The 26259-nt window shown below is 57.5% G+C and carries 17 protein-coding genes and 2 tRNA genes; 11 read left to right on the top strand and 8 right to left on the bottom strand.

Annotated features, from left to right (window positions below; translation table 11 throughout):
- The first annotated feature begins 508 nt into the window (after positions 1 to 508).
- The 8 genes from dnaA (at position 509) to BGLCM_RS00645 (ending at position 13133) form a co-directional block, all read left to right on the top strand.
- A complete protein-coding gene (dnaA, locus tag BGLCM_RS00680; protein ID WP_044084350.1) occupies positions 509 to 2152 on the top strand; it encodes a chromosomal replication initiator protein DnaA in 1644 nt (547 codons plus the stop codon).
- Between the two features lie 789 nt (positions 2153 to 2941).
- Positions 2942 to 4066 carry a DNA polymerase III subunit beta gene (dnaN, locus tag BGLCM_RS00675; RefSeq protein ID WP_006295642.1) on the top strand — a complete coding sequence of 375 codons (1125 nt, stop codon included), beginning with the start codon at positions 2942 to 2944 and terminating at the stop codon, positions 4064 to 4066.
- Positions 4066 to 5211, top strand: a complete 1146-nt coding sequence (gene recF, locus BGLCM_RS00670) for a DNA replication/repair protein RecF (RefSeq protein ID WP_006295641.1) — start codon at positions 4066 to 4068, stop codon at positions 5209 to 5211. Before dnaN ends, recF begins: the two co-directional genes overlap by 1 nt.
- A 10-nt stretch (positions 5212 to 5221) precedes the next feature.
- Positions 5222 to 5719 carry a DciA family protein gene (locus BGLCM_RS00665; RefSeq protein WP_006295640.1) on the top strand — a complete coding sequence of 166 codons (498 nt, stop codon included), beginning with the start codon at positions 5222 to 5224 and terminating at the stop codon, positions 5717 to 5719.
- Between the two features lie 157 nt (positions 5720 to 5876).
- A complete protein-coding gene (gene gyrB, locus BGLCM_RS00660; protein ID WP_006295639.1) occupies positions 5877 to 7997 on the top strand; it encodes a DNA topoisomerase (ATP-hydrolyzing) subunit B in 2121 nt (706 codons plus the stop codon).
- Between the two features lie 145 nt (positions 7998 to 8142).
- A complete protein-coding gene (gene gyrA, locus BGLCM_RS00655) occupies positions 8143 to 10896 on the top strand; it encodes a DNA gyrase subunit A (RefSeq protein ID WP_006295638.1) in 2754 nt (917 codons plus the stop codon).
- Between the two features lie 383 nt (positions 10897 to 11279).
- Entirely contained in the window at positions 11280 to 11795 is a 516-nt protein-coding gene (locus tag BGLCM_RS00650; protein WP_044084349.1) for a DUF3566 domain-containing protein, read from the top strand.
- Between the two features lie 183 nt (positions 11796 to 11978).
- The gene (locus BGLCM_RS00645) at positions 11979 to 13133 is read left to right on the top strand and encodes a VanZ family protein (protein WP_162013716.1); all 1155 of its coding nucleotides are present in this window, start codon (positions 11979 to 11981) and stop codon (positions 13131 to 13133) included.
- Between the two features lie 395 nt (positions 13134 to 13528).
- On the opposite strand, the gene trhA is transcribed toward BGLCM_RS00645, so the two are convergent.
- From trhA to BGLCM_RS07890, 3 genes are all read right to left on the bottom strand, one after another.
- A complete protein-coding gene (trhA, locus tag BGLCM_RS00640; protein ID WP_006295632.1) occupies positions 13529 to 14308 on the bottom strand; it encodes a PAQR family membrane homeostasis protein TrhA in 780 nt (259 codons plus the stop codon).
- Between the two features lie 381 nt (positions 14309 to 14689).
- A complete protein-coding gene (gene gdhA, locus BGLCM_RS00635) occupies positions 14690 to 16036 on the bottom strand; it encodes an NADP-specific glutamate dehydrogenase (RefSeq protein ID WP_006295630.1) in 1347 nt (448 codons plus the stop codon).
- A 344-nt stretch (positions 16037 to 16380) separates the two neighbouring features.
- Complete coding sequence (locus tag BGLCM_RS07890; protein ID WP_160268329.1) at positions 16381 to 17937, bottom strand: MFS transporter; 1557 nt, start codon at positions 17935 to 17937, stop codon at positions 16381 to 16383.
- 475 nt (positions 17938 to 18412) lie between these two features.
- On the opposite strand from BGLCM_RS07890, the gene mscL reads away from it, so the two are divergent.
- A complete protein-coding gene (gene mscL, locus BGLCM_RS00620) occupies positions 18413 to 18901 on the top strand; it encodes a large conductance mechanosensitive channel protein MscL (protein ID WP_006295626.1) in 489 nt (162 codons plus the stop codon).
- Positions 18902 to 19237: 336 nt separating this feature from the next.
- Positions 19238 to 20326 carry a DUF5067 domain-containing protein gene (locus BGLCM_RS00615; RefSeq protein WP_052295133.1) on the top strand — a complete coding sequence of 363 codons (1089 nt, stop codon included), beginning with the start codon at positions 19238 to 19240 and terminating at the stop codon, positions 20324 to 20326.
- Between the two features lie 212 nt (positions 20327 to 20538).
- Here BGLCM_RS00615 and BGLCM_RS00610 read toward each other — a convergent pair.
- Both BGLCM_RS00610 and BGLCM_RS00605 read right to left on the bottom strand, forming a co-directional pair.
- Positions 20539 to 20611, bottom strand: a tRNA-Ala gene (locus BGLCM_RS00610).
- A gap of 22 nt (positions 20612 to 20633) precedes the next feature.
- Positions 20634 to 20707 (bottom strand) — tRNA-Ile (locus tag BGLCM_RS00605).
- A gap of 143 nt (positions 20708 to 20850) precedes the next feature.
- Between BGLCM_RS00605 and BGLCM_RS00600 the strand changes: the two genes are divergently transcribed.
- Positions 20851 to 21564, top strand: coding sequence for a M48 family metallopeptidase (locus BGLCM_RS00600; protein ID WP_006295621.1), 714 nt, complete (start codon positions 20851 to 20853; stop codon positions 21562 to 21564).
- A 1193-nt stretch (positions 21565 to 22757) separates the two neighbouring features.
- Here BGLCM_RS00600 and BGLCM_RS00595 read toward each other — a convergent pair.
- The 3 genes from BGLCM_RS00595 to BGLCM_RS00585 all read right to left on the bottom strand — a co-directional run bounded on the left by BGLCM_RS00595 (position 22758) and on the right by BGLCM_RS00585 (position 26073).
- Entirely contained in the window at positions 22758 to 23240 is a 483-nt protein-coding gene (locus BGLCM_RS00595; RefSeq protein WP_044084348.1) for a Dps family protein, read from the bottom strand.
- Positions 23241 to 23509: 269 nt separating this feature from the next.
- Positions 23510 to 24871 carry a hemolysin family protein gene (locus BGLCM_RS00590; RefSeq protein ID WP_006295613.1) on the bottom strand — a complete coding sequence of 454 codons (1362 nt, stop codon included), beginning with the start codon at positions 24869 to 24871 and terminating at the stop codon, positions 23510 to 23512.
- 404 nt (positions 24872 to 25275) lie between these two features.
- Positions 25276 to 26073, bottom strand: coding sequence for a carbonic anhydrase (locus tag BGLCM_RS00585; protein WP_006295612.1), 798 nt, complete (start codon positions 26071 to 26073; stop codon positions 25276 to 25278).
- Between the last annotated feature and the right edge of the window lie 186 nt (positions 26074 to 26259).

The following is a 26259-nucleotide window of genomic DNA, read 5'->3' as shown; positions in this document are numbered from 1 at the left end:
GATTTCAACTTATGCCCGGATTCAGGCCTCCAAAACCGGCGATCACAACCGCCCATCACCGCCCCGTTGGCAGCCCACTGTGCCGATGCCTGCCGGTGACACTGTCCGTAGTCTGGTCATGCTTGGGCCAATTGGCGTATCGGCGCAATACTCGGGCTAAACACAGATATCCACAAAAAATGTTGAAAACTCGCCGTTGCCAACCGGCCGGACTTCCAAATTACATGCATGTTATTCACAATTGCTGTGTTTTCAACACACATCGATGTGGATAACTTCCGCGCCAAGGTGTAAATATAGGCTGTTAGTTTCCGACACCGCGACCATGTGCATGGTGGGTGCCGTGCTGGAAATGAAACCGGATGGGCTGACATGTGCTGTCAGTGCATCAACCACCGATACTTTCCCGTCGATTGGGACCGATACGCCCCGGCAACGCGTCATCAGCCATTCGCTACGACGGTCATTGATGAAGAGACGTGACATTAAGGAAGCTGAAGGAACGACCATGGGTGAGCAATCCAAGACCCCCAATGGGCAGGCGGCGCAAATCTGGGCGAACGCGTTGCTGCTGTTGCGCCAGCATTCGGGTTTGACGGCCCGGCAAAAAGGCTGGCTCGAAAGCATCACTCCTGAAGCCGTGTATGGCCCGACGATCGTGATGTGCGTGGATAATCCTTCCACATTGCAAGTCTTGCAAACCGAACTCACGACTCCACTGATTGAAGCCTTGACGATGGCCAATGGCGGCAAGGACTTGTTCCCCGCATTCAAACTCATGCCAGCCGAAGTGGCCGAAACAGGCATGATGCCAATGGTCCGGACGGAGACCAACGACGCAAGCGCCGGTGCGCAACCAGCGGCATCGGCACCCGCACCAGACATCAGCGCTACGGCCACCGCCGCTGCCGCTCCCCCATCAGCCCCTGCGCCAAAGACCAAAACCGCTCCGGCCAGCAGTCCGGCCCAGGCGGCCAAGCCCACGCCGCAGGCGCCGGCCACGCAACCGGCTGCGCATAAGGCCGCGGTGACGCAAGGCCAGTTGCCGATTCCTACGACGATTCCCGAACAGCATATCCAGCAGGGCACTTCAAGGCCGCAGCTTGATCCGGCCACGCATTTGAACAAGAACGCCACATTCGACAACTTTGTGCCTGGAGACTCGAACCAGTTTGCGCGCACGGTGGCGTTGGCCGTGGCTGAAGGTTCGGGGCGTGATTACAACCCGTTGTGTATTTACGGCGGTTCAGGACTTGGCAAAACGCATTTGCTCAACGCTATTGGCAACTATGCGCTCGTCAAGGATCCCTCGCTCAAAGTGCGCTATGTGACGACTGAGGAGTTCACGAACGAGTTCATCGAGTCGATCCGTCCTGAAGGCTCGGATGCCAAGCCGATGAGCGAGTTCAACCATCGTTACCGTTCTGTGGACGTGCTGTTGATTGACGACATCCAGTTCTTGAGCGGCAAGTCGCAGACAATGGAACAGTTCTTCCACACGTTCAACACGTTGCAACAAAACAACAAGCGCATCGTGATCGCATCCGATGTGGCGCCCAAGAAACTCAGGGACTTTGAGGACCGTCTGATTTCGCGCTTTGAATCAGGTCTCGTGGTGGACGTCAAACCGCCTGAATTGGAAACGCGTATCGCGATTTTGCGCATGATGGCCGAAACCAACAAGGTCGACGTGCCACGGGACGTGATGGACCTGATCGCTGAGCATTGCACCGAGAACATTCGCCAGCTGGAAGGGGCGTTGACGCGAGTCACGGCCCAGGCCACGCTGAACAACCAGCCGATCACGCGCATCCTGGCCGAGCAAGTGCTCAAGGATTACAACACGAATGTGGAAGTCAAGCCCACCGACATCATCGGACAAGTGGCCAAGTACTTCTATTTGACGTTTGACGACCTCGTAGGCCGTTCGCGCACGAAGAACGTGGCATTGGCACGCCAGATCGCAATGTATTTGACACGTGAAATGACGAGCATGTCACTCGTCGATATCGGCCAGGTGTTCGGCGGCCGCGACCATACGACCGTCATGCACAATTGCGACCGCATCACGAACGAAATGGGCTCGAAGCAGGAAATCTACAACCACGTCATGGAACTCACCGTGCGCCTCAAGCAGCCCACGGCGGAATGACCACAGCATCGTAACGGGCAGACCACCGCCGCACCCCTGTAACCGGCGCTCAGTGCCATAACAAGGCCGTTTTCGGGACAACACCCGAAAACGGCCTTGTTGCTTGGGGCAACGGGCGCTTGCGCCCCGCCGCATCACGGTCCGCCGGCACGCCACCGACATGTGCACGGCGCCCCCTCGATGTGTACAACATGTGAGACAGATTGTCCCCCGACACGCCGCAGCTGGGGACAATTTTGACGATATGTTATCCACAGACATATCCACATAACCACACAATAAGCCCCAAAACCCGGTGGATAACTCGCCGATTTGCCGTGGACAACCCGTGGATGAAATCCACAAAAATGTGGATAACTTTAACCCCTCATTCATCCTGTGGATAACTACCCTAGTTGTGCACATGCCATCCACAGCGCCATCCACATCCACACGATGTGCATAACTCATTCGTTTCAAAGGTTTTCAACGTTTATCCACTTATCCACCGTGCTTATTATTACGATGATTAGTTCTGTTCTGAAAGCTCATCATCACCATCAGCGCACCGTCACGTTGAACGCAAAACCACTGAGCCAAATCCGGCTAGAATGACCTAAGCAACGTCAGCGCCAAACTGCACCACGCCGGCTTGGCAGCCACGCATCCAACGCTACGAACGAAGGGCGGCTTGCGCCGCAAAGCATTGAGCATGGCAGTCAAACAGGCGCGTTGGCCGCCTCACCACAGTGCTGCACATTGCCAGAACACCGTTTGACCCAGCACAGCCATCAACGAACCGAGGAATGCATGAAAGTCGAAGTCAATTCCACATCGCTTGCCGACGCCGCAGCCTGGACCACGCGCGTCATCGATTCGCGCCCCAATTCGCCGATCCTGGCTGGCGTCAAGCTCGAAGCCAAAGACGGAGCACTGTTCCTGTCGGCATTCAACTATGAGATTTCGGCTCGTGACCGCATTGAAGCCGGCGTGGACGAACCAGGCGCCGTGGTCGTGCTCGGCAAACTGCTGACCGACATTTCCAAAATGCTGCCTTCGGAAAAAACCTATTTGGCAACCGAAGGTTCCACGCTGCGCATCACAAGCGGCAAATCCACGTTCACGATGCAGCTCATGCCCGAAAGCGAATACCCCGACCTGCCACAGCTGCCGCCACAAATCGGCCAAGTCGACGCCGAAACGTTCGCCCAGGCCGTGGCCCAGGCCGTCGTCGCCGTCTCCCATGACGGCACACGCCAGGTGCTCACCGCAGTACGCATGCAGTGCGACGGCGAACGTGTCACACTGAGCTCCACCGACCGCTACCGCCTCTCGCGCGCCCTGTTCCATTGGACGCCTGACGACAACGACATCAACGCGACCGCACTGATCCGCGGCACCCATTTGCGTGACATCTCGCGTTCGCTCGACGAACACCAGAACGTGGTCATCTCATTCGACCCGTCCAACCCGACGCTGCTCGGCATCCAAAACGCGGGCCGCATCTCCACCGTGCAGCTGATTGACGGTGAATTCCCTGCAGTCGACCGCCTTTACGCCGACGAATACCCGATCCATGCCGTGGTGGAACGCCAGCAGCTGATCAGCGCAATCAAGCGCGTCTCGCTCGTCGCCGGCCGCAACGAACCGATCCGCATGATCTTTACGGGCGAGGAAGTCACGATGACAGCCGGCGCCGCCGACGAATCGCAAGCCCGCGAAATCCTCGACGTCGACCTGGACGGCGAAGACATCACCGTGGCGTTCAATCCCAACTACCTGATTGAAGGCATCAGCGCAATCACCGAACCGTATGTGCGCATGAAGATGACCACGGCCGTCAAACCCGTCGAATTCGATGGCCAGCAGGAACACGACAGCGATGAATCCATGAACTATCGCTACCTGCTCGTGCCAATGCGGTACAACAGCTGATGCGCATCACACGACTCGCGCTCGACCACTTTCGATCCTGGAACGAAGTGGTGCTCGACTTCCCGTCCGGCATCACAATGCTGCAAGGACACAACGGGTTGGGCAAAACGAACCTTGTGGAGGCCATCGAAGTGCTCTCCACAGGTTCGTCCCATCGCACATCCAGTTCACTGCCGCTCGTGCAACGCGGCCAACAAACGGCCACAATCCGCGCGAACGTGCAACATCAGGACCGCACGGCCACCTATGAGGCCACGATTCGTGCGAAAGGCGCGAACAGGGCGCGCATCAACTCGGGATCCTCACTCTATCTGCGCGACATTGTCGGCCAAGTGCCGAGCGTCACGTTCAGCCCCGACGACCAGCGGCTCGTTTCCGGCGATCCGTCCGCACGCCGCCGCTTCCTCGACCAGGCCGGCTCCCAGCTCGTTGCCGGCTACGCGCAGCTGCTGCAAGACGTACAGCATGTGGGGCGCCAGCGGGCCGCACTGCTCAAGTCGCTGGGGCAGCATGGCGAGCCAGTCGACACGGTCTCGCGTAACGCCGCGCTCGCGAGCCTTGAAGTTTGGACGGGCCAGTTTATCAGTGCAGGTGTCGCGTTGACTCGCGCCCGTCAGCAGCTTGTGCAGCGGTTGGCTGAGCCGTTTTCACTCGTCTACTCCCAGCTCGCCGGCCCGGCTGAGCAGGCTCGGCTCACGTACGAACCGAGCTTTGACGAGGTGCTCACCGACGCCGACCCCGCCGCCGCGCTCAGCCGCCATTTCCAGCGGTTGTACGCGGGAGAGACGTCGCGCGGCGTCAATTTGATTGGCCCGCAGCGCGACGACCTGTCCGTGCAACTCAACGGCATGGACGCGCACGAGTTCGCGTCCAACGGAGAGATGTGGGCTATTTCTCTGGCCCTCAAGATGGCGTTGACCCGTTTGCTAGCCGAATACCATGCGTATAACCCGGTCGTGATTCTTGACGATGTGTTCGCACAGCTTGACGAGTCGCGACGTGGCCAGATTCTTTCCTTTGCCGCCGAACAAGACCAGGTCATCATGACCGTGGCAGCCGCATCCGATATTCCCCAGCTGGCCGGTGTGCCCGTCAACGTGGTCGATGTGCAGCAATTGGCTGCACAATCACCCCCGCTGGCATGAGGAGACTGCTATGAGTGAGCCGATTGCAGTCACGCTCAAACTGGACCAGCGCAAGCTGCCTGCGCAGGTGTTCACGCGGTTGAGCAAACGGGCCGGAATGCTGTCTGACCGCCGTGCGCGCAATGAACGTGCGTTTGAGGAGTTTGGACAACCGGGCCGCGACCCCAATGCGTTTGGTGGCGTGATGGCACAGATTGCACAGCGCAACGGCTGGTTGCCGTACATGAAAACGGCGCAATTGCGCATGGATTGGGCCAGCGTGGTTGGCGACCTGATCGCCCAGCATACGTGGGTGCAAGGGTTCGTGGACGGAGTGCTGTATATAGGAGTCGAATCGCCCGCTTGGGCCACGCATCTGCAATACATGATGCCCGATTTGTATCGCGTTGTGCCGCAACGGCTGCAAGGACTCGACATCACCGATATTCGCATTTCCGGCAACCAGCAGCGCACGCGCAAAGGCAAAGCGCATCCCAAACGCTTCCCCGGACAACACTCAAATCGGTGAAATCTCAGGCGTTCGTAAGAACAGCGTACGTCCCTAGAGACTAGTAGACTACCTGTCTTAGTAGAGAAACGCTATGAGGGGCATTTTCTCGTGTTTTAGGGCTATACACCCTTTTCGAGAACCTTCGTGGCGACTTAAATCACAGGAAGGATTCTCTGTGGCAGATCTTGCATCCGATTCGTTGCCTGAATCGAACGAGCTAACCGATTCCACACCTCAAGCACCTGTTGAAGCACCAGGCGCTGTCAGTGAGGAAACCCAGTCGGCTCAGCTGGATGACACGCTTTCCCCAGACCATTATGATGCGAGCGATTTGCGCGTGCTTGAAGGCCTTGAAGCTGTGCGCATCCGCCCGGGCATGTACATCGGTTCGACGGGACCCCGCGGCCTGCACCATCTGGTGTATGAGATTGTCGACAATTCCGTGGATGAGGCCTTGGCCGGATACGCGTCGCATATTGAAGTGACGATCCTGCCAGACAACGGCATCCGTGTGGTTGACGACGGTCGAGGCATTCCTGTGGATGAGGTGCCGGGCGAAGGTGTGTCCGGTGTGGAAACCGTGATGACGAAGCTGCACGCGGGCGGCAAGTTCGGTGGCGGCGGCTATGCCGTGTCGGGCGGCCTGCATGGCGTGGGCATTTCCGTCGTCAACGCGCTGTCGACGCGCGTCGACATTGAAGTGCGCCGTCAAGGCTACGTGTGGACGCAAACCTACATCGACCAGCATCCTACGGCGCCGCTCAAGCAGGGCCGTCCGATGCGCGACGATGAATCGACGGGCACGTCCGTCACGTTCTGGCCTGATGCGCAAATTTTTGAGACGACAATCTACGATTTTGAGACGTTGCGCAGCCGTTTCCAGCAGATGGCGTTCCTGAACAAGGGACTCAAGATTTCGCTGACCGACATGCGCGAACCTGACCTGGCCGGTGACGAAGTGGCTGGTGATGAGGCGCAAGACAAGCCTGAACATCAGAGCGTGACCTACCAGTATCTCAACGGCATCAAGGATTACGTGGAGTTCCTCGTCAAGACGCGCAAGTCCACGCCTGTGGAGCCCGATGTCATTGATTTCGAGGCTGAGGACCTCAGCATTGGTATTTCGGCTGAAATCGCGATGCAGTGGACGACGGCGTATTCCGAGTCTGTGCACACGTTCGCGAACACGATTTCAACGACTGAAGGCGGCACGCACGAAGAGGGCTTCCGCACGGCGTTGACGTCGCTCGTCAACAAGTATGCGCGTGAGAAGAACATCCTTAAGGACAAGGATGACAACCTTTCGGGCGATGACGTGCGTGAAGGTTTGACAGCGGTCATTTCGGTCAAGCTCACGAACCCGCAGTTCGAAGGCCAGACGAAGACGAAGCTTGGCAACTCTGAAGCGCGTGCGTTTGTGATCCGCGTGATGAACGACAAGCTCAGCGACTGGGCCGATGCACATCCCAACGAGATGAAAAGCATCATCCAGAAGGCCATCGAAGCGTCTCGTGCACGTCTGGCCGCCAAGAAGGCGCGTGAAAACACGCGTCGCAAGTCGATTTTCGAATCGGCCGGCATGCCCGACAAGCTCAAGGATTGCCAGTCGAACGATCCGGCCGAGTGCGAACTGTTCATCGTTGAGGGTGATTCGGCAGGCGGTTCGGCCATTCAGGGCCGCAACCCAATCACGCAGGCCATTTTGCCGCTGCGAGGCAAGATTTTGAACACCGAGCGCGCCAGCCTGGACCGCATGATGAAGTCCGACACGATCGAGTCGCTGATCACGGCTGTCGGCGGCGGCTACGGCGAAGACTTCAACCTTGACAAAGTGCGCTACCACAAAGTCATCATCATGGCCGATGCCGATGTGGACGGCGCGCACATTGCCACGTTGAACCTGACGTTGTTCTTCCGCTATATGCGCCCGATGATCACGGCCGGCTACGTGTATGTGGCCATGCCGCCGCTGTATCGACTCAAGTGGACGAAGGGCCCGCATGACTTCGTCTACACCGATGCTGAACGTGACCGCGTGCTTGCTGAAGGCCGCGCCGCAGGCCGCCAGCTGCCCAAAGGCGAAGGTATCCAGCGTTACAAGGGTCTGGGCGAGATGAGCTACCAGGAGTTGTGGGAAACCACGATGGATCCCGAGCACCGCATCCTGAAGCAAGTGCACATTGAAGACGCATTGCAGGCCGATGAGACGTTCTCGATGCTGATGGGCGATGAAGTGGAACCGCGCCGCCTGTTCATCCAGCGCAACGCGCATAACGCGAAGTGGATCGACGCCTGATCGCAACACGACCGCACAGTATGGCGCCGGGGCAGTAGAGTCCCGGCGGCCATGGCGGGTGCCGGAGTAATAAAAAACGTAAAAAATTCACACAACCATTCATGAAGGCGGCCCGGCAAGCCGGCCGGAATGGGAAGGAAACCAAGTGGCAGACGAACCTCAGAACTATGACGGGCCCGACGCGCAGAACCTGCCGGACGGATCGATGGAACCGTTGAGTCCGCAGGAAGCCGACAACACTGATTACGGCCTGTTGACGGGGGAGCGCATCCAACCCGTGGACCTGCAGGTCGAAATGCGAGAATCGTATCTTTCGTATGCGCTGTCGGTCATCGTTGAGCGTGCATTGCCTGACGTGCGTGACGGCATGAAACCCGTGCACCGTCGCGTCGTCTACGCGATGTATGACGGCGGATACCGCCCTGACCGCGGATATAACAAGTGCTCGCGCGTCGTGGGTGACGTGATGGGCAAGTATCATCCGCACGGCGATTCGGCCATCTACGACACGCTCGTGCGTATGGCGCAGTCGTGGTCGATGCGATACATGCTCGTGGACGGGCAGGGCAACTTCGGCTCTCCAGGCGACGATCCGGCCGCGGCCATGCGTTACACCGAATGCCGTATGGCGCCGCTGTCGATGGAAATGGTGCGCGATATCGACAAAGATACCGTTGATTTTGTGCCGAACTACGATGGCAAAACGCAGGAACCGACCGTGCTGCCGGCGCGCTTCCCGAACCTGCTTGTCAACGGTTCGTCGGGCATCGCCGTCGGCATGGCCACGAACATTCCTCCGCACAACCTGCGTGAGGTGGCCGATGGCGTGCATTGGGCGCTCGACCATCCGGATGCGACGCGAGAAGAGCTGCTTGAAGCGCTGATTGCGCGCATCAAGGGACCTGACTTCCCTACGGGCGCCACGATTCTGGGCCACAAGGGCATTGAACAGGCCTACCGTACGGGCCGTGGCCTGATCACGATGCGCGCCGTTGTCAACACGGAAGAGATCAACGGGCGCATGTGCCTCGTCGTGACCGAGCTGCCGTACCAGGTCAATCCTGACCGCCTTGTTGTGTCGATCCGTGAAGGCGTGCGTGACGGCAAAATCCAAGGCATCGCCGACATGCGTGACGAAACGTCAGGCCGTACGGGCCAGCGTCTCGTGCTCGTGCTCAAGCGCGACGCCGTGCCCAAGGTCGTGCTCAATAACCTGTACAAGCATTCGCAGCTGCAGCAGACGTTCGGCGCGAACATGCTCGCGCTCGTGGACGGCGTGCCGCGCACGCTGAGCCTCGACGCCTTCATCCGCCACTGGGTGGCGCACCAGATCGACGTGGTCGCACGCCGTACGGCCTACCTCAAGCGTGAAGCCGAGGAACGTGACCACATTCTGCAGGGTTATCTCAAGGCGCTCGACATGATCGACGAGGTCGTGGCGCTGATCCGCAGCTCGCGTGACGCTGAAACGGCACGCACGGGCCTGATGGACCTGCTCGACGTGGACGAAGTGCAGGCCGACGCGATCCTGGCCATGCAGCTGCGCCGTCTGGCCGCACTCGAACGCCAGAAGATCATGGACGAGCACAACGAGCTCATGCGCCGCATCGCCGACTATGAAGACATTCTGGCCAAGCCGGAACGCCAGCGCCAGATCGTCGGCGACGAACTTGACGAAATCGTGTCGCGCTATGGTGACGAGCGTCGCACGCGCATCCTGCCGTACTCGGGTGAGATGAACGTCGAAGACCTGATCGCCGAGGAGAACGTCGTTGTCACGGTGACGCACGCGGGCTTCATCAAGCGCACGAAGGCCGACGAATATCGCGCCCAGCATCGTGGTGGCAAGGGCATCAAGGGCACCAAGCTGCGTGAGGATGACGTGGTTGACCACTTCTTCCTGACGAGCACGCACAACTGGCTGCTGTTCTTCACCGACAAGGGCCGTGTCTACCGTCTCAAGGCGTATGAGCTGCCCGAAGGGTCGCGAGATTCGAAGGGCCAGCATGTGGCCAACTTGCTGCAGTTCGCCCCGGACGAGCACATCCAGACCGTGCTGTCGATCCCGAATTATGAAGTGGCCGAATACCTGGTGCTGGCCACGAAGTCGGGCAAGGTCAAGAAGACACGTCTGAGCGAATATGATTCGCCACGTCAAGGCGGCCTGATCGCTGTGCGTTTGATGACTGATGAGAACGGCGAGCATGCCGATGAACTGATCGGCGCGAACCTGTGCAACGACACCGATGACATTGTGCTTGTGTCGCGCAAGGGCATGAGCTTGAAGTTCAAGGCCGACAACGACCAGCTGCGTCCGATGGGACGTCAGACGGCCGGTGTGCAGGGCATGAAGTTCCGTGAGGGCGATTCGCTGCTGTCGATGGACGTGGTCTGGGGGCAGACCGACAAGGACCTGTTCGTCGTGACGAATGAAGGCTTCGCCAAGCGCACGGCCATTAGCGAGTACCGTTTGCAGGGCCGTAACGGCTACGGCGTCAAGGCGCTGCAGCTCGTTGAAGGACGCGGCGAACTCGTGGGTGCGCTCGTGGTTGACGAAAGCGACCAGGTGCTGGCCATCATGAAGTCGGGCAAGGTCATCCGCTCGAACGTCAACGAAGTCAACCGCACTGGCCGCACCACGCAAGGCGTGACGTTGGCCAAGCCAGACAAGGGTGATGAGATTATCTCGATCGCACGCAACGCCGAAACCGAGGATGAGCTGGAGGAACAGGCCAAAGGCACCTCTGAAGGCGCTGTGGAAGGTGCTGCACAGCCCGACAATGCCGAAGTGGCACAAACGGCGGAACTTGCCGAAAGTGTGACAGTCGAAAATGGTGAACATGCCACAACGATTGAGTTCACGGCTGAGCAGTCGGCGCAAGAAAACGCTCACGACTAAAAATCGACACCACCACAATGCGCGATTGCTGATCGTCTTGGAGGCATAGCAAATCGCCCACGTACGAAGGCCACGCAGAACGATTAGTTCTGCGTGGCCTTCGGCGCTTGCATCGTATATGTGTACTGTGCATCCATGTCGATGTGCATCAGCAAACCAAAGGACTGTATCGCAATCTCAAGGCGCTGCGCGACGTTGAATCCTCCCCCGCCTTTAGGCGTGGGGAGGATTCAAGTGGAACGCTATGGAAGTATGGCGGGAATAACAATGATTCCTTCTGCAATTGCGCAACGTGATGCATGGACCGAGCCAGTGCGCTGCCGCTGCTGAATAGGGGAGCCGCACTGCTAGTCTCGATGCAGAGTCTTTTTCAAGGAGCCAGCATGAGCGACAATCTGAGCGGCCGCACGCCGGGCGCAACCAACCAGCAGGGTCCCCGCGTGGCGCGTTCGGCCTCGAACCAACCGCTGATCGCGGATCATGACCGTCCCAATGAGAACCAGCCTGTACGGTCTGTGCAGCGCCGGAAGAAGCCGCGTGCGCGACGCATGAACCTGTCGCTGACGCGCGTGGACGCCTGGTCGGTGGCCAAGGTGACGTTCATGCTTTCGCTGGCCGGCGCGATCATCCAGATTGTGGCCGTGCTGCTGCTGTGGATGCTGCTCAAGGTTGTGGGCGTGTTCGATTCGGTGACGCAGATGGTGTCTTCAGCCGGCATTGATGCGGGTGGGCTGAACCTGGCCAACGTGCTGTCGCTGCCGACCGTGCTCGGTGCCGTCACGATTTGGTCGATTGTGCAGATGGTGCTGATCACGATTGTCGTGTCGATTTTCGCGCTGCTGTACAACGTGGTGTGTGCGCTCGTTGGTGGCGTGCATGTCACGCTTGGTGATGACTGAGCGACGATTACGCAGATTAGAGCGATACATTTCGTTGAGAGCCCGGCTTCGGCCGGGCTTTTGCGTTGTGCGAACGAACGGGCGGCCAGTGGGCATGCGCAGCATGCGTGCCACATATATTCGATAGGGTAGAGGCGTGATTTCTTACGTTGGAACATTTAGCGGCTCGTTTTGCTCGCTCTATTGGCATGGCCAATCATCTCATTGATATTGACGCTGCCGATTCTGGCCGGTATTTACCATCGCAACCATGAGTTGAGCTGGGGAGCATCGGTCACGGCCTACGTGGCCGTGCTCTACGCGTTAGGTGTGTTTGCGTTTACGCAATACCCGATACCCGCTAATCCGACCCGATTCTGCGCTACGCACCATTACGGGCCGCAACTGAACTTGTGGCTGTTCATTCCGCAACTGCTGCATGGCGGACTGTTTGATGTGCTGCAGCTGGCATGCAATGTGGTGTTCTTTATACCGATGGGATTCATGTTGCAGCGCTGGGCCAAATGGCCGTGGTGGATTTCGATTCTGTTCGCGTTCGGTTGTTCGGTGTTTATAGAGACCACGCAGTTGACGGGTTTGTGGGGCATCTACCCTTGCGCATACCGCCATTTTGATGTGGACGACATGCTGACGAACACGACGGGTGCTGTGATTGGTTACGCGTTGGGTGCGTTGTACACGCATTTTGTGCCGCAGCATGCGCATCGGACGGTTGGCTTGGTACGCCAGCCTGGTTTGGTGCATCGCACCGTGAGTTTTGTGATTGACATGCTGATTACCGGCATCGTGTATGCGATGCTCGCCATGTTCTGGATGTGGCTGTTTACGCGTATGGTGGTGCCGCTGAATGATGGCACATTCATGTTGTTGCATCAGCGTGTGGGCATTCGATTGATGCAACTGGGCGTATGGCTGTGCGGTGCCGTGGCGTTCCTCGTGTTTGAACTGGTGATTCCTGCCAGACATGGCGGCCGCACGTTGGGCGGCATGTATACGCATATGACCGTGGAAACCAAACTGCGTCATGGCATGAAGCGGGTCATGTTCTATCTGGTGCGCACCGCGATTCGGGGAGCCATGTTCATGCTCGCTATCATGTTCAAGACGTTTGTGTTTTGGATTATGGCGTTCCTGCTCGTGTTCTGGATTGTGGCGCGGCACATGCCGTGGGATTACATCCCTGCTGATACTGGACGAGCGAGATCGCGCGGGGGATCTCGCGGGGAACTACGTGACGGGCGGCATGACAATCATGCTGCAAGCGTAAGCAATACTGCCGGTGGCGATGTGCGCGAACATGCGCGCGAACATGCCGATACGGGTGTCATTGAACGCTAAAACGTTATACATAATGGGCAACCACCGACTTGGTGGCTGCCCATTTTTGAACACGACGCTTTCAGCATGCAAGAATCAGTAGATTGACTGATTATTTCATGATTCACTGGAATACATGGGGCAGATTCCGGCTGCAGTATCGTGTCTGATTCGGCATCATCGTTAATTATGTTCGGGGTGTCAGGGGATTCGTATGGTATCGGGATTGTCAGGGTCCGGCAGCGTTCGTGAAGAGCGCTGTGCTGGGCGAATCGATCGTCACCCACTGCCGTAGTGATTGGGGGCTCAGCGGCAGGGGCGATGATCCAGTATCTTCATATAGTCTCAGCGCAGCATAGTCTCAGCGCATTGCTGATGCGCTATTGACATGCTATTGGCATGCTACTGGCGCATGGTCAGCGCATCGAGAGTACCGTCATGAAAATTGCAATCAAATGGCATACGTAGCCGGCCACGGTGCCCAGATGGAAGATCTCATGGTAGCCAAACCAGCCCGGGAACGGATTGGGCTTGCGTAACGCGAAACATACGGCGCCAAGAATGTAGCAGCCACCGCCGCAAATCAGCAGGATTGTGGGTACAGGGCCAATGTAGGGGCACTGCCAGAACATCCAGATGATCGTGAATGGGGCCAAACCCAGCACGCAGTAAATGATCGTGAACAGCCAATCCAGGCCATGCGTCCAGATCAGATGCGCCACAGTGCCGACCACTGTCGTGAACCAGACGACGCCCAGATACGTCCAACGCACAGCCACGTTCTGGATTGCGAACAGGAATGGCGTGTTAGTACCCGCAATGATCAGGAAAATATTGGAGTAATCAAGTTTGACGAGCACATTGTCAACGGCGATTGGAAAGTGGCCATGACCCAAATGCAACGTGGCGCTCACGCCAAATAGCAGCATGGCTGTGGCGCCATAAATGCTGACGGCCACTTTCATCGCGCCTGCCGGAGCCAGACAAATCAATACGATTGAGGCCGCCACACACAGTGGGAATATGACTGCGTGGATCCATCCGCGCAGTTTGGGTTTCTCATTGAGCATGCGCAGCATCGTGCGTCGCGTGGCGATATCTTGCGTGCGTTTGCGCTGGATCCGCAACTGGGCCGCGGTCATCGTGCGGGGATGCCGGTCATGCTGGGTGACCGGGCGTTTCTGTGACTGAACCATGGGACCAGCTTAAGCCGTTATGGTATCGCACGATTTGCAATCAGAAAAATAAAAAAATTTCAAGCGGGCGCAACTTGCGCGTGTCAACAAAGCGGGACGCACGAACGGGATACATAAGCGGGCACCCAACGCAAGATTGAGCCGCGGCCGGCGGCAGGGCCGTGCGGCGGTTCAACTTGCGTTGGGTGCCCGCGGAAAAGCTCGAGTAACGACGAGCGTGACGAGCGCGGTACGGACGTGGCGCGGTGGAAAACCCAACCACGCCGCGCCTTCAGGCCCATAACGTTCAGTGGGCTTACTCAATAAGCTCATTCAGTGAGCTTGCTTAGTGAACAAACTCAGATTAAGCAAGCTCAAATTGAGTTTTCGGACTCAGCTTGCTCAGATGATGCCCTGGGCCACCATCGCGTCGGCAACCTTGATGAAGCCCGCGATGTTGGCGCCCTGCATCAGGTCACCCTCGTCGCCGTACTTCTTGGCTGCGTCGAGCGAGTTGGCCACGATCTCTTCCATGATGCCCTTGAGACGGGCGTCCACCTCGTCGAACGTCCACGACAGACGGTACGAGTTCTGGCTCATCTCGAGACCGGACACGGCCACGCCACCGGCGTTGGCGGCCTTCGCGGGACCGTAGAGCACGTTGTTGTTCTGGTAGACCTCGATGGCGTCCGGCGTGGACGGCATGTTCGAGCCTTCGCAGACCACAGTGCAGCCGTTGTCGACGAGCATCTGAGCTTCCGTGCCGTCAATCTCGTTCTGCGTGGCGCACGGCAGTGCGATATCGCACTTGACGCTCCACACGCCGCGGCAGCCCTCGAAATAGGTGGCGCCGTCAACACGCTCGGCGTACTCGGAAATACGGCCGCGCTTGTTGAGCTTGATGTCCTTGAGCACGTCAAGGTCGATGCCGTTCGGATCGTAAACATAGCCGTTCGAATCAGAAGCCGTGACGACCTTGGCGCCCAGGGCCGTGGCCTTCTCGATCGCGAAGATCGCGACGTTGCCCGAGCCCGACACGACGACAGTCTTGCCCTCGAACGAATCGTTACGCAGCACGCGCAGCGCTTCCTGCGTGTAGTAGCACAGGCCGTAACCCGTGGCTTCCGTACGCGTCAGCGAGCCGCCGAACTCGAGTCCCTTGCCTGTGAGCACGCCCGAGAATTCGTTGCGCAGGCGCTTGTACTGGCCGAACAGGAAGCCGATTTCGCGCGCGCCCACGTTGATATCACCGGCCGGAACGTCGGTGAACTGGCCGATGTGACGCTGCAGTTCGGTCATGAACGACTGGCAGAAACGCATGACTTCAGCATCCGAACGACCCTTGGGGTTGAAATCGGAGCCGCCCTTGCCGCCGCCCATCGGCAGGCCCGTCAAGGAATTCTTGAAGATCTGCTCGAAGCCGAGGAACTTGATCACGGCTTCGGTGACCGTCGGATGGAAACGCAGGCCGCCCTTGTACGGGCCGATAGCCGAGTTGAACTGCACACGGTAACCGCGGTTCACCTGCACGTGGCCTTCGTCGTCAACCCACGGCACGCGGAACTTGACAACACGCTCGGGTTCCACGAGACGCTCGAGCACGCCCGCCGCCTCATACTGCGGGTGGTCCTTGAACACGGGTTCGATTGTTTCGAAAACCTCGCGGACCGCCTGCAGGAACTCCTTCTGGTCGCCGTCGCGCTGCTCCACTTGGGCATAGACGCGCTTCACATACTCGTCGGTGAGCATATGCTCCCCTTTCTGTCTGGGATTTGCACAAACACCGCCATTGTAAAGTCGCACAGCCGTCACGCATAGGGGGTTTCCCATTTTTGAACAATGATGATTTCCGTCTTGGCGACATAGAGCCGCTCTGCACCCATAGGCACGCGTAACGTAGCGCATGGGTGCTTATGCCATGGGGGTATACGTTGGAAAGAATGGGAAGCGGTGCGTTGTTGTGTTCACGGGCACGACGTTTGGTGAGATGCCGGGCGACCAAAATCGCTACAGAACGTGAGATGCCGCCCAACCAAACTTGAGCGGCATCATGAGACGTGGTGCGGTAGTGCAACGGTGCATTGTTGCGGTACTCAGTGCTGCACGGCGTGCATGCGGCGATGGAAGCACCAGTAGATGAGCCACATGAGCGGAATGACAGCGAGGAAGCACGGATACAGCCAGCGTGTGGGCAGTGCGCCAAACAGTACGCCGCCAAGCAGCGGACCGATGCACATGCTCAAATCAATCGCCGCATAGTAAGTCGTGTTGGCCATGCCGGAACGCGCCTTGCCCGCAATGACGACGGCCTCAGCCTGTGTGACCGAACTCATGATGCCATAGGAGAATGCCATCATGATCGCCGCCGCGAACATGAGCCAATCGTTACGCATGAACGTTAACGCCAACAACATGAACACGGTGCCAGCGGTGCCAATCAGGAAGAAGAACAGGAACGATTTGGTGTCAAACCAGTTGCGCATCAGCAGACGCAACGCCAGAATTGCGACAGCGTAAACGACGAAGAACAAGCTGGGCTGCACCGGCAAATCCAATGCGTTGCAGTAGTTGACAAGGAACGACTGGTTTGCGAAATACGGCAAGCCAAACAGCATGAAAATGCCCGCAATCGGCAACACTTTGACTTCAAACAGGCGGTTGAACAGCTGATAGAAGCGGCCGCGGGAAGTGGGGGATGTGGCGGTGCTGTTGGGATTGTTGGTGGTGAGGTTGGCGCCGGAAGTCGAAGAGGCAGTAGAGGAGGAAGCTGGGGAGGCTGCGGCGGACGCGACGGAAGTGGCGCAATCCTGGGGCTGTGCGGGACGCTGTGATGCTGCGCTCGCATCGGGAAGCAAGCCTGGTTTGTCAAGTGAATGTGCGAATTCCGCGGTGGCCTCGTCAATCGCGTCATGCGCGGCCTGCTTGCGTGTGGCGTCGGTGGCGATGCGCTCGCGCGCTTGTTTGACGGACAGCGGTACGCCAGCGTCTTGAATCAGCATGATTGCGATCAGCATGAGCACACACAGCACGGCTGCGATCACGAATGCCGGACGATAGCCCCAATGTTTTGAGATCAGAATGCCCGTGCCGGGCCCCACGGCTTGAGCCAACGCGTTGACTGTGCCATAGAGTCCCATACCCGCACCCATGCGTGACAGTGGCAGCATCATGCTCAACCATGTGGCCATGCATACGGAAATGCAAGCGAATCCGACGCCGTTAAGCAGTCGCGCGCCGAGCAGCGACAGCTCCGTGGAAGACAGCGCATACCATACGTCGGCGCCGAGGAACAATGCGGCACCCGTGAACGCCAACACGCGTTTGCTCGTTTTATCGGCCAGATTGCCGGCTACTGGACGGCAAAACAGCGCGACGCCACTCATCACGGCCGCAATCAGACCCATCATCGTGCCGTTGGCACCCAACGAACCGGCGAACCCTGCAACAATCGGGTTGCCCAGCATTGAAGCCGACATGAAGCAGAACGTGGCAAACATGATCAAGGCCACGTCCCTCGTGATCAACCGTTCTTTGCGCGGACGGTTGGGGTCATCGGTGGCCCGATGCGTCCAGGAATGCGTGGTGGCATGGATGAATCGTTGTGGTCCCGATTGGTGTGAATCGGGTACCTCGGAATCGGAACTGTGCACGTGAAGCGTGTGATGATGGGGATGCGTAAGCCTTGCCTCCTGCATGAAAATGGCCATGGTGGATCCCGGCCGGGTGCATGTGGAATTTCCTTACTACATGTACTCCACGGCGCGTATTTATGCAGTACGAATCATCTTGTTGAGGAATTTGTGCGGCGAGTTCTATCCTGTGCGGCGAACGGGGGTGTGGTTGAAAATGAGGAACCTTGAAATCCTCTATTCTTAAGGTATTGCGAACGTGAACGCATACGAAGCTGGTCGTTGATTGGCATTTATGGGTGTCGCACGCATCGCAGCATTCCAGTTGCATCGCTCGGTCCTGAACCCCCGGATTGCGTGCTTGACGTTGATCTTGCGCCAATCACACAAAACACGGCAGTGCGGGCACCACGGTACGCGCCGTATACGCAGCGTATCAGCCAACGCTGGAATGTTGCCTAAGCAGCATATACAGAAATAAACAAAGGAGAAAACGATGCTGGACGGATTCAAGAAGTTCATCTCCCGTGGCAACATGGTCGACATGGCCGTCGGTATTGTCATGGGCGGCGCTGTCACAGCCATTGTGACGGCTATCGTGGATGGCATCATCAACCCGCTCGTCGCCGCTATTTTCGGCCAGCCGAACATGGATAACGTGTGGGCGATCGATTTGGGTCGCGGCAACATCCTGTCGTTCGGTAAAGTGCTGACGGCTGTAATCAACTTCCTGTTGATTGCTATCGCTGTGTATTTCTGCATTCTGGTGCCGATTAACAAGCTTCGTGACCTGACCGAGAAGGCCATGGCCAAGGTCAAGAAGAGTGAAGATGTGGCTGCTGAGGAGCCGCAGATGAGCCCTGAGGAGCAGACCGTGATCCTGCTGCAGCAGATCCGCGATTCGCTGGCCAACCAGGAGGCCGCTGCCGCATCGGCCTCAACCGCCGACGCCCCCGCCGCTGTGACCCCCAAGAAAGCTGAGTGAACGCAGCGAACGCAGCCGCATGCCTCTGACTTGCGTAAGAAGCCCCGCTTCGGCGGGGCTTTTGCATATTCTGCTTCTTTTTCGTGAAGAGACGGTAATGAGACCGTTGTCATTGTTGAGCGTTGTTTCTTATACTGTGGGAGGACACATGATGCATGCCTGTGTGCCGCATAAACGTGAAGTAATGATGTGACGTGCACGATGACGCGCAAATCACACAGGGGGGCTTTGGTTGGGTGCGTAGGAAACCCAAACGGGGCGATGGACCGTACGGACATATGGTGTGGTGCCGGTTCAGGGAATGCGTCATACCGAGATAAAGAAAGAGGAATAACCATGACTTCTCCAAACAACGGCATGATGCCGCAAAACGAGCCGATGGAGCCCAATGGGGCGCCAACGGGTCCGTCTCCTTATGAAGCTCCAACCTATGGCGCTGGTGCTCCTGAGACGCCGGCATACGGGGAACCTGCTGCACCGGCTTCGCCGTATGAATCTCCGGCCTATGGTGCGCCGGCTACTCCAGCGTCACCGTATGACACTCCGACGTCGGGCGCGATGCCTGCTTACGTTGCTCCTCAGCCTGCAATGGGCGCTACTGTGCCGCCAATGAACGGTCAGCCGATGCCGGGTCAACCAATGCCAGGTCAGCCGATGCCTCCGATGGGACAGCCGCAACCGCAGCCTCAGAAGTCGGGATTGGCCATCGCGGGTCTGATTGTGGGCGCTTGCGGCTTGTTTGTGTGCTGGATTCCGATTCTGAATGTGATCGGCATAATCATGGGCATTGTTGGCCTCGTGCTGTCGATCATCGGCATTGTGGTCACCATGCAGAACAAGCGTACGGGTAAAGTGTTGGCGATTGTTGGCGCCGTGCTGTCTGGATTGGCGCTGATTTTGTCGATTGTGGTCAATGTGGTTGTGATCAATGCGGTGAACGACGCTCTTGATGACAAGACAATGAGCGAGATTCAAGAAGGTTTGAAAGATCTCGACAACAAAGCGAAGAACAAGTCCGATAGCGATGGCGCAACGATCATGCAAGGCGAAGGCCAGCTTGAAGACGCCTATGTCAAGATTGCTGGCGTCAAGGGCGGACTCAAGGATTATGATGGCGATCCAGCCATCATGGTGACGTTTGAATGGACCAACACTTCCGATGAAAACGCTCCGTTCATGACGGCTATCGATGCCAGCGCCTTCCAGGATGGTCACGAACTGGAAACCACGACGTTTGCATATAATGAGCAGCCTTCCGGCTACGATTCCGGTTCCACGATCAAGGATTTGCAACCGAATTCGAAGGGTACTGTGACGATCGCCTACAAGCTCGAGAACGATAAGTCCCCGGTGACCATTGAATGCGAGGACTGGTTCAGCATTCATAGCACCGACAAGGTTGTGCAGAAATTCGAATTGCAATGATTGCCTGCTAGCCGCTCACAGTAACCGTTTAAGGCGCTGATCGGCATACTCGGCAACATCGAAGGCCCTGTTCTGGCAAGTCCAAAACAGGGTCTTCGCATATGCTCATTAGCGTTGAAAAGGCTGGATATTAAAAAGGTTCCACCCGCAGGTGGAACCGAAAAGAGTTTGTGGCTTTTGGGGTGAAGCCACAATAGATGAGGAGGTTTGGGTGGAGCTAGCCGGGTTCGAACCGGCGACCCTCTGCTTGCAAAGCAGATGCGCTACCAGCTGCGCTATAGCCCCGTTGGCTTTATAGTATGCCAAGTGGGCCCGGGAGGACTTGAACCTCCGACCTCATCCTTATCAGGGATGCGCTCTAACCACCTGAGCTACGGGCCCATTTCTGCCGCGCTGTAAGCGCAACAGAAAGAAACCATACCAGCGGTTGAGGATTTTGGCAAAACGAGCGTAGTTTCGGCGTGTCGAAATTGACCGCGTGTGGCGTTTGCATCTTGTCTGCGCATCGATAACAATGAACGGATATGCCTTTCAATTCCTTGCCCAGAGCCCGCGCGGGTAGTCGCGCCAAACGCGTCGCGGCACGATCCAATACACCCATTTCGCGCGAAACGAAGGTGATTGACGGCATCCAAGTCAGCGTGCTGCGCAAGCATAACCGCAATATGTATTTGCGCGTCAAGCCTCCTTATGGCCAAGTGGAAGTCACAGCTCCCATGCGTGTGACGATCAATGACATCGAACGTTTTGTGCGCGAGCGCCATTGCTGGATCATTAAAGCGCAGCACACCATGGCGCAAGCGCGCAGTCGCACGTTGCGAGGGCAGGGAAATGGGAACGCCACAGAGGGCACCACGGAAATACAAAAAATGTTTCGATGGAATGATGAGCGTATCGAGCAGGCGCGCGCGGAAATTGAGCGGCGGCTGCCCGAGCTGCTCGAGCGCTGGAGCGTGATTGTGGGGCGCAAGCCGACGGCCGTGACACTGCGCATTATGAAGTCGCGGTGGGGGTCGTGCACGCCACGCACGGGGCGAATCCGGCTGAATCTGCAGCTCGGTCTCATGGAACCGCAGTTTCTCGAATACGTGCTCGTACATGAGATGGTGCACTTGTGGGAGTCGGGCCATGGCGAGGGATTCCAGCGGCGCATGACGGCCGCGCTGCCCAACTGGAAGCAGCTGCGACGAGAAATCAACCAACGCGCCGTACTGGAAGGCCCGCAGCCGCAGGATTGAGCGTGGCGGCCACGCGACGGGTGCGGCGGGAGTTGCAGAAGTTGCGGGAGTGGCCGGCGTTGCGGGAGTGGCGGGAGTGGCGGGAGTGGCTGGCGCTGCGCGGGAAATGTAGTTTTGCTGCCCCGACTGGTCAGCGGAGATGCGTTTTTGGATCCAAAAATGTAGTTTTGCTGACCAGCTTGGTAAGCGGAGACGCGTTTTTGGGCCCGAAACGGTAGTTTTTCCTGACCGAGCTGGTAAAGAAAGATGCAGTTTTGGGACTAAAGTGAGGTTCGCTGGTGTCTGCCGAGTGCAGCGGGTCTTCAGATTGGGGAAAATGTAGTTTTGCTGACCAGCTTGGTCAGCGGAGATGCGTTTTCGGGCTCGAAAATGTAGTTTTGCTGACCAGCTTGGTCAAGAGAGATGCGTTTTCGGTCCCGAAACGGTAGTTCTCCTGACCATGCTGGTCAGGGGAGACGCGGTTTGAGAGCTGGAATGGTAGTTTTGCTGACCAGCTTGGTCAGGGGAGGCGCGGTTTGGGGCTCAGAACGGTAGTTTTCCGTACCGGCTTGGTCAGGAGAGGCGCGGTTTGGGTTCGGGGTGAGGCTTGGTGGGGTCTGTCGTGGGCGGTGGGACCGCAGTTTGAGTGGGAAGTGCGGTTTTGCTGACCGGCTTGGTCAGGGGAGATGCACTTTTGGGTCCGAAAATGCCGTTTTGCTGACCACGCTGGTCAGAAAAGATGCGGTTTGGGACGCGAAAGTGCGGTTCTTCTGACCACGCTGGTCAGGGGAGACGCGGTTTGAGGTTCGGAACTGTAGTTTTGCTGACCAGCTTGGTCGGGGGAGGCACACTTTTGGACTCGTAAATGACGTTTTGCTGACCAGCTTGGTCAAGGGAGATGCAGTTTAGGGCAGGAGTGAGTTTGGATGTACCGGTCCAGTAAGAAACGGCTATATATCAGAGGAAAGGGTGTGAGGAGGGTTGGCGGGAAATAGAGAGAGTGAATAGAAAACGAGCCGTACAGAAAGTGAGTAGTAAATGAAGCAGTAAAGAGGGAGCGTAACAATACAGTGCGTCCCTGCGTCTCACGGGATACAGTATCAGCCTCTAACCGCTTCACCCGCTCCTCCAAGTGCGTCCCTGCGTCTCACGGGATACAGGGACACACTGCAGGGAAGCTCAACTCTTGAAATGCGTTCGCCGCGCTCGCCAGCTCAGTCGATCAGGTGGGAGCGCATGAACCACTGGAACTGCTCGAGTTTCTGCACGTGGTCCTGCATGATGTTGGAGCTGACGAAGTCGAGGTCGTCGAGCTCGGCCACAGCCTGGCGGTCGGCCTTGATCCAGGTGTCGTAATAGGCGTCGAGCGCGCGCAGGTAGTCGAGCGCATCCTTGCGGCCCGTCTCCTCAAACTTCGGCCACGTGCGGAAACGCAGCACATCGTCCGGTCGACCCTGCGGCGACCCCCCCATCGCAGCGATCCGCTCGGCCGTCTCGTCAGCCATGGCCAGCACTTCATTGACCTGCGGGTCCAGCATCTCATGAACGGCAATGAAATTGGGACCGGCCACATTCCAGTGGGCATGCTTGAGCACGAGGGCTCCGGCCTGCTCCTGGCTCAGGCGCTCCTGCAGAATGCCGATGGCCTTCTCCGAAGCGGTTTCGTCAAGTCCGGGAATCGTGAATTCGAGTGACATGGGGTGGTCCTTTCTCGTAGGTTTGGCGCCGCAATCACGGCCTTGTTTGAGGGTTTGGTCGCGCTGGCTCCATACATGAACTAATCTAATCATGCAAGCACAAGGTTCGCTGGGTGTGGAGTGAAGGTTCGCTCGCGGTAGTAGAATAAAAAACAGTAAGGCCGGTCTGCTGGATGGGGTGCAGGTCGGCCCTCTTTTATTTTTTGTTATTTCTCACATAGCTACAGTGCCATGCTGTAGTCCCGTGCTGTGGTGCGTTTCGAAACAGCTCATCGCTTGTTGGCCTTGACGGGCGCATCGTGATCATCGTTACCATGACGCTCGCCGTCTCCAGTCGGAGCGGATTTGCGGACCTCGATCGTTTCTATGCGGCGTCCGTCAACCTCGGTGATCGCCATGCTGCAGCCGTCTTGCGGCAGTTCGAGCGTGTCTCCGACTTCGCCCATTTTGCCCGTGTGGGCCAGGAAATAACCGGCCACGGTTTCGTAAGGACCGTCTTCAAGCTCGATGCCAGTCAAATCATCAAAATCCTCAATGGTCATGCCGCCATCGACTGTGGCCACGCCATCCACGAACACTTGTTCCTCTCCGGCAATGGAAGCTGAGGAGTCGGGCAAATCATATTCGTCGCGGATGTCGCCAATGAGTTCTTCCATAAGGTCTTCAAGCGTCACAATGCCGTCGGTGCCGCCGTATTCATCAATGACCACAGCGAGATGAATGCCGCGTTTACGCAGCAATGACAAGCTCGGCAGCAACTTCGACGTGCCTGGCAGCGAGATGCCGTCGCGCGTCACGTCAGCGACAGTGTGCGCGTTCGGATTGCGCACATCGAGCAGATCGCGCACATGCACAAAACCAAGAATGTCGTCAAAATCCTTGCCAGACACCGGGTAGCGCGAATACGGCTGTTCGCGCACAAACTGTGCAGCATCCTCAATCGACATGTCGCCTTCGAGGAACACGACATCGGCGCGGGGACGCATGACTTCAGCCACAATGGTTTCCGAAGCGTCGAACACGTCATCGAGAATCGTGCGCTCATCCTTGGTCAGGTTCGTGTTCGAATTCACGAGCACGCGCAACTCTTCGTCCGACACTTCGCTTTCGGTCTCATTCGGATCAAAACCGAGCAAGCGCACGAGGCCGTTCGTGTTCTTGCCGATGAGCCAAATGATCGGCTTGCAGATTTTGGCGAATGCGGAAATGGCCGGCACCACGGCGCGAGCGATCTGCTCATTCTTCTGCATGGCAATGCGCTTGGGCACCATCTCGGAGATAACGATCGAACAGTACGAAATGATCAGCGTCAGCACAATCGTCGTCAATGGTGCGGCAACAGACGCCGGCACACCCCAGCCTTCCACGACAGGCACCACATACGGCGAAATCGATGATTCGCCGAACGATGCCGACAGAAAGCCGCAGAGCGTCACACCAATCTGCACGGTCGACAGGAACGTGTTTGGATCACGCGCGATTTTGGCTACTCGTGCGCCTCGAGCATCCTCTTGTTCCATCTGGTCAATCTGCGAGCCGCGCAGAGAAACCAATGCCAACTCTGTGCCTGCGAACACCGAGCCCAATAGCAGAAATACAAAAATCAAAAGAATGTTCAAGCCTAGTGACATGGCTTAAATCTTAAGATAGTGGCTCGATTGGGGGCTGCCCGAAAACTTGCGTTGACGGGAGGTGCGGGCGCGGCCGGAACAGGCGCGGGCGGGGCCTGTGTGAGTGGGCTGTGCAAGAGAAGGGGTGCCTCGATGCTGTTCTGTACCAGTTGGAAATCCGCAAAACAACCCGCAAAAGAGGGGCATGCGCGCCGGAATCCCGCGCTTACGGAAGTTTATCTTACATTTATCTTACATTTATCTTACATTGAAAAACTGTAAAATAAATGTAAGATAAATGTAAGATAAACTCCTGAAAAACGTTGCGATTCCGCCGTTTCTTTTGTTTTCCAATGTAAGAAAAATGTAAGATAACGGCGGTCTGTGGCGGCTTCCTGCGCCCTTTCAAGGGAGGGGCTCAGCGTTCAGAAGCTCAGCACTTCTACGAGACCGGAACTCACGCGGTAGCGGGCGCCCACGATCATCAGACGCTCGTCGGCCAGGGCCTTGCGGATGACCTCGGAGCGTGTGACGAGCTCCTCGATCAGGCGCGCGATATGAACCTGCTCGTACTCTTCGTTCGTCGTCAGCTCAGCCATGCGCGCCTGCCAGATTGACATGCCCACCTCGCGCAGGATTGTGGACTTGGAGGCCGCAATAATGCCGTCCAGATCGTCCATAAACGCATCTGCGTGTTGACCTGATTCACTTTCTGTGCTCTCGACGAGCGCGTCCAACTCCTCGCAAGCTTCAGCGATGGCCGCACAGTTTTCATGTCCCATCACCACAAGCAGTTTCACGCCAAGTTGCGTGATCGCCAGTTCTAGTGTGGCCAGTACGGCGTCGTCGATCATCGGGCCAGCCGTGCGCGTCACAAACATCTCTCCGAGACCTGCGTCAAACACGATTTCTGGAGCCACGCGCGAGTCTGCGCACGACAGCACCGCTGTTGAGGGATGCTGCTCGTCGACGAGTGCTTCACGGGAAACAGGATCCTGCCGAGGATGTTCCGCCTTGCCCTCGGCAAAGCGGCGATTTCCGGCCAACAGTCGGTTCCATACGCCACTGGCTGTGGAATCGTCCGCGGCGATCTGCTCGATTTCGCCGGCTTCTTGCTCAGCTGCCAACGCTTCGGTCGCATCACGCGCCTGAGCCGCGTCCATCGGCACGTCGTCCAGATTCAGCTCGTCATTTGGATTATTTTCTGATTTCTGATCAACCATGCATGGCCTCCATTGCTCCAAGTTGTTGGCGTACTATGCCTTCAAGCATATGTGCTATTGCGAACTGCAGCGCTACGCCGACGGATCAAGAGCGGTGCTTCCCGCAACGCTCCCCATGACAGTCGCCTCACAGTCACATGACAGGCATGTGACAGTCAAAACGTATCTATGACAGTCATATGACAG

Origin of the sequence: Bifidobacterium gallicum DSM 20093 = LMG 11596 (assembly GCF_000741205.1) — a bacterium.
Lineage (GTDB): Bacteria > Actinomycetota > Actinomycetes > Actinomycetales > Bifidobacteriaceae > Bifidobacterium > Bifidobacterium gallicum.
Note: the sequence above shows the minus strand (reverse complement) of the source record. Positions and strands in the feature narration are given on the sequence as shown.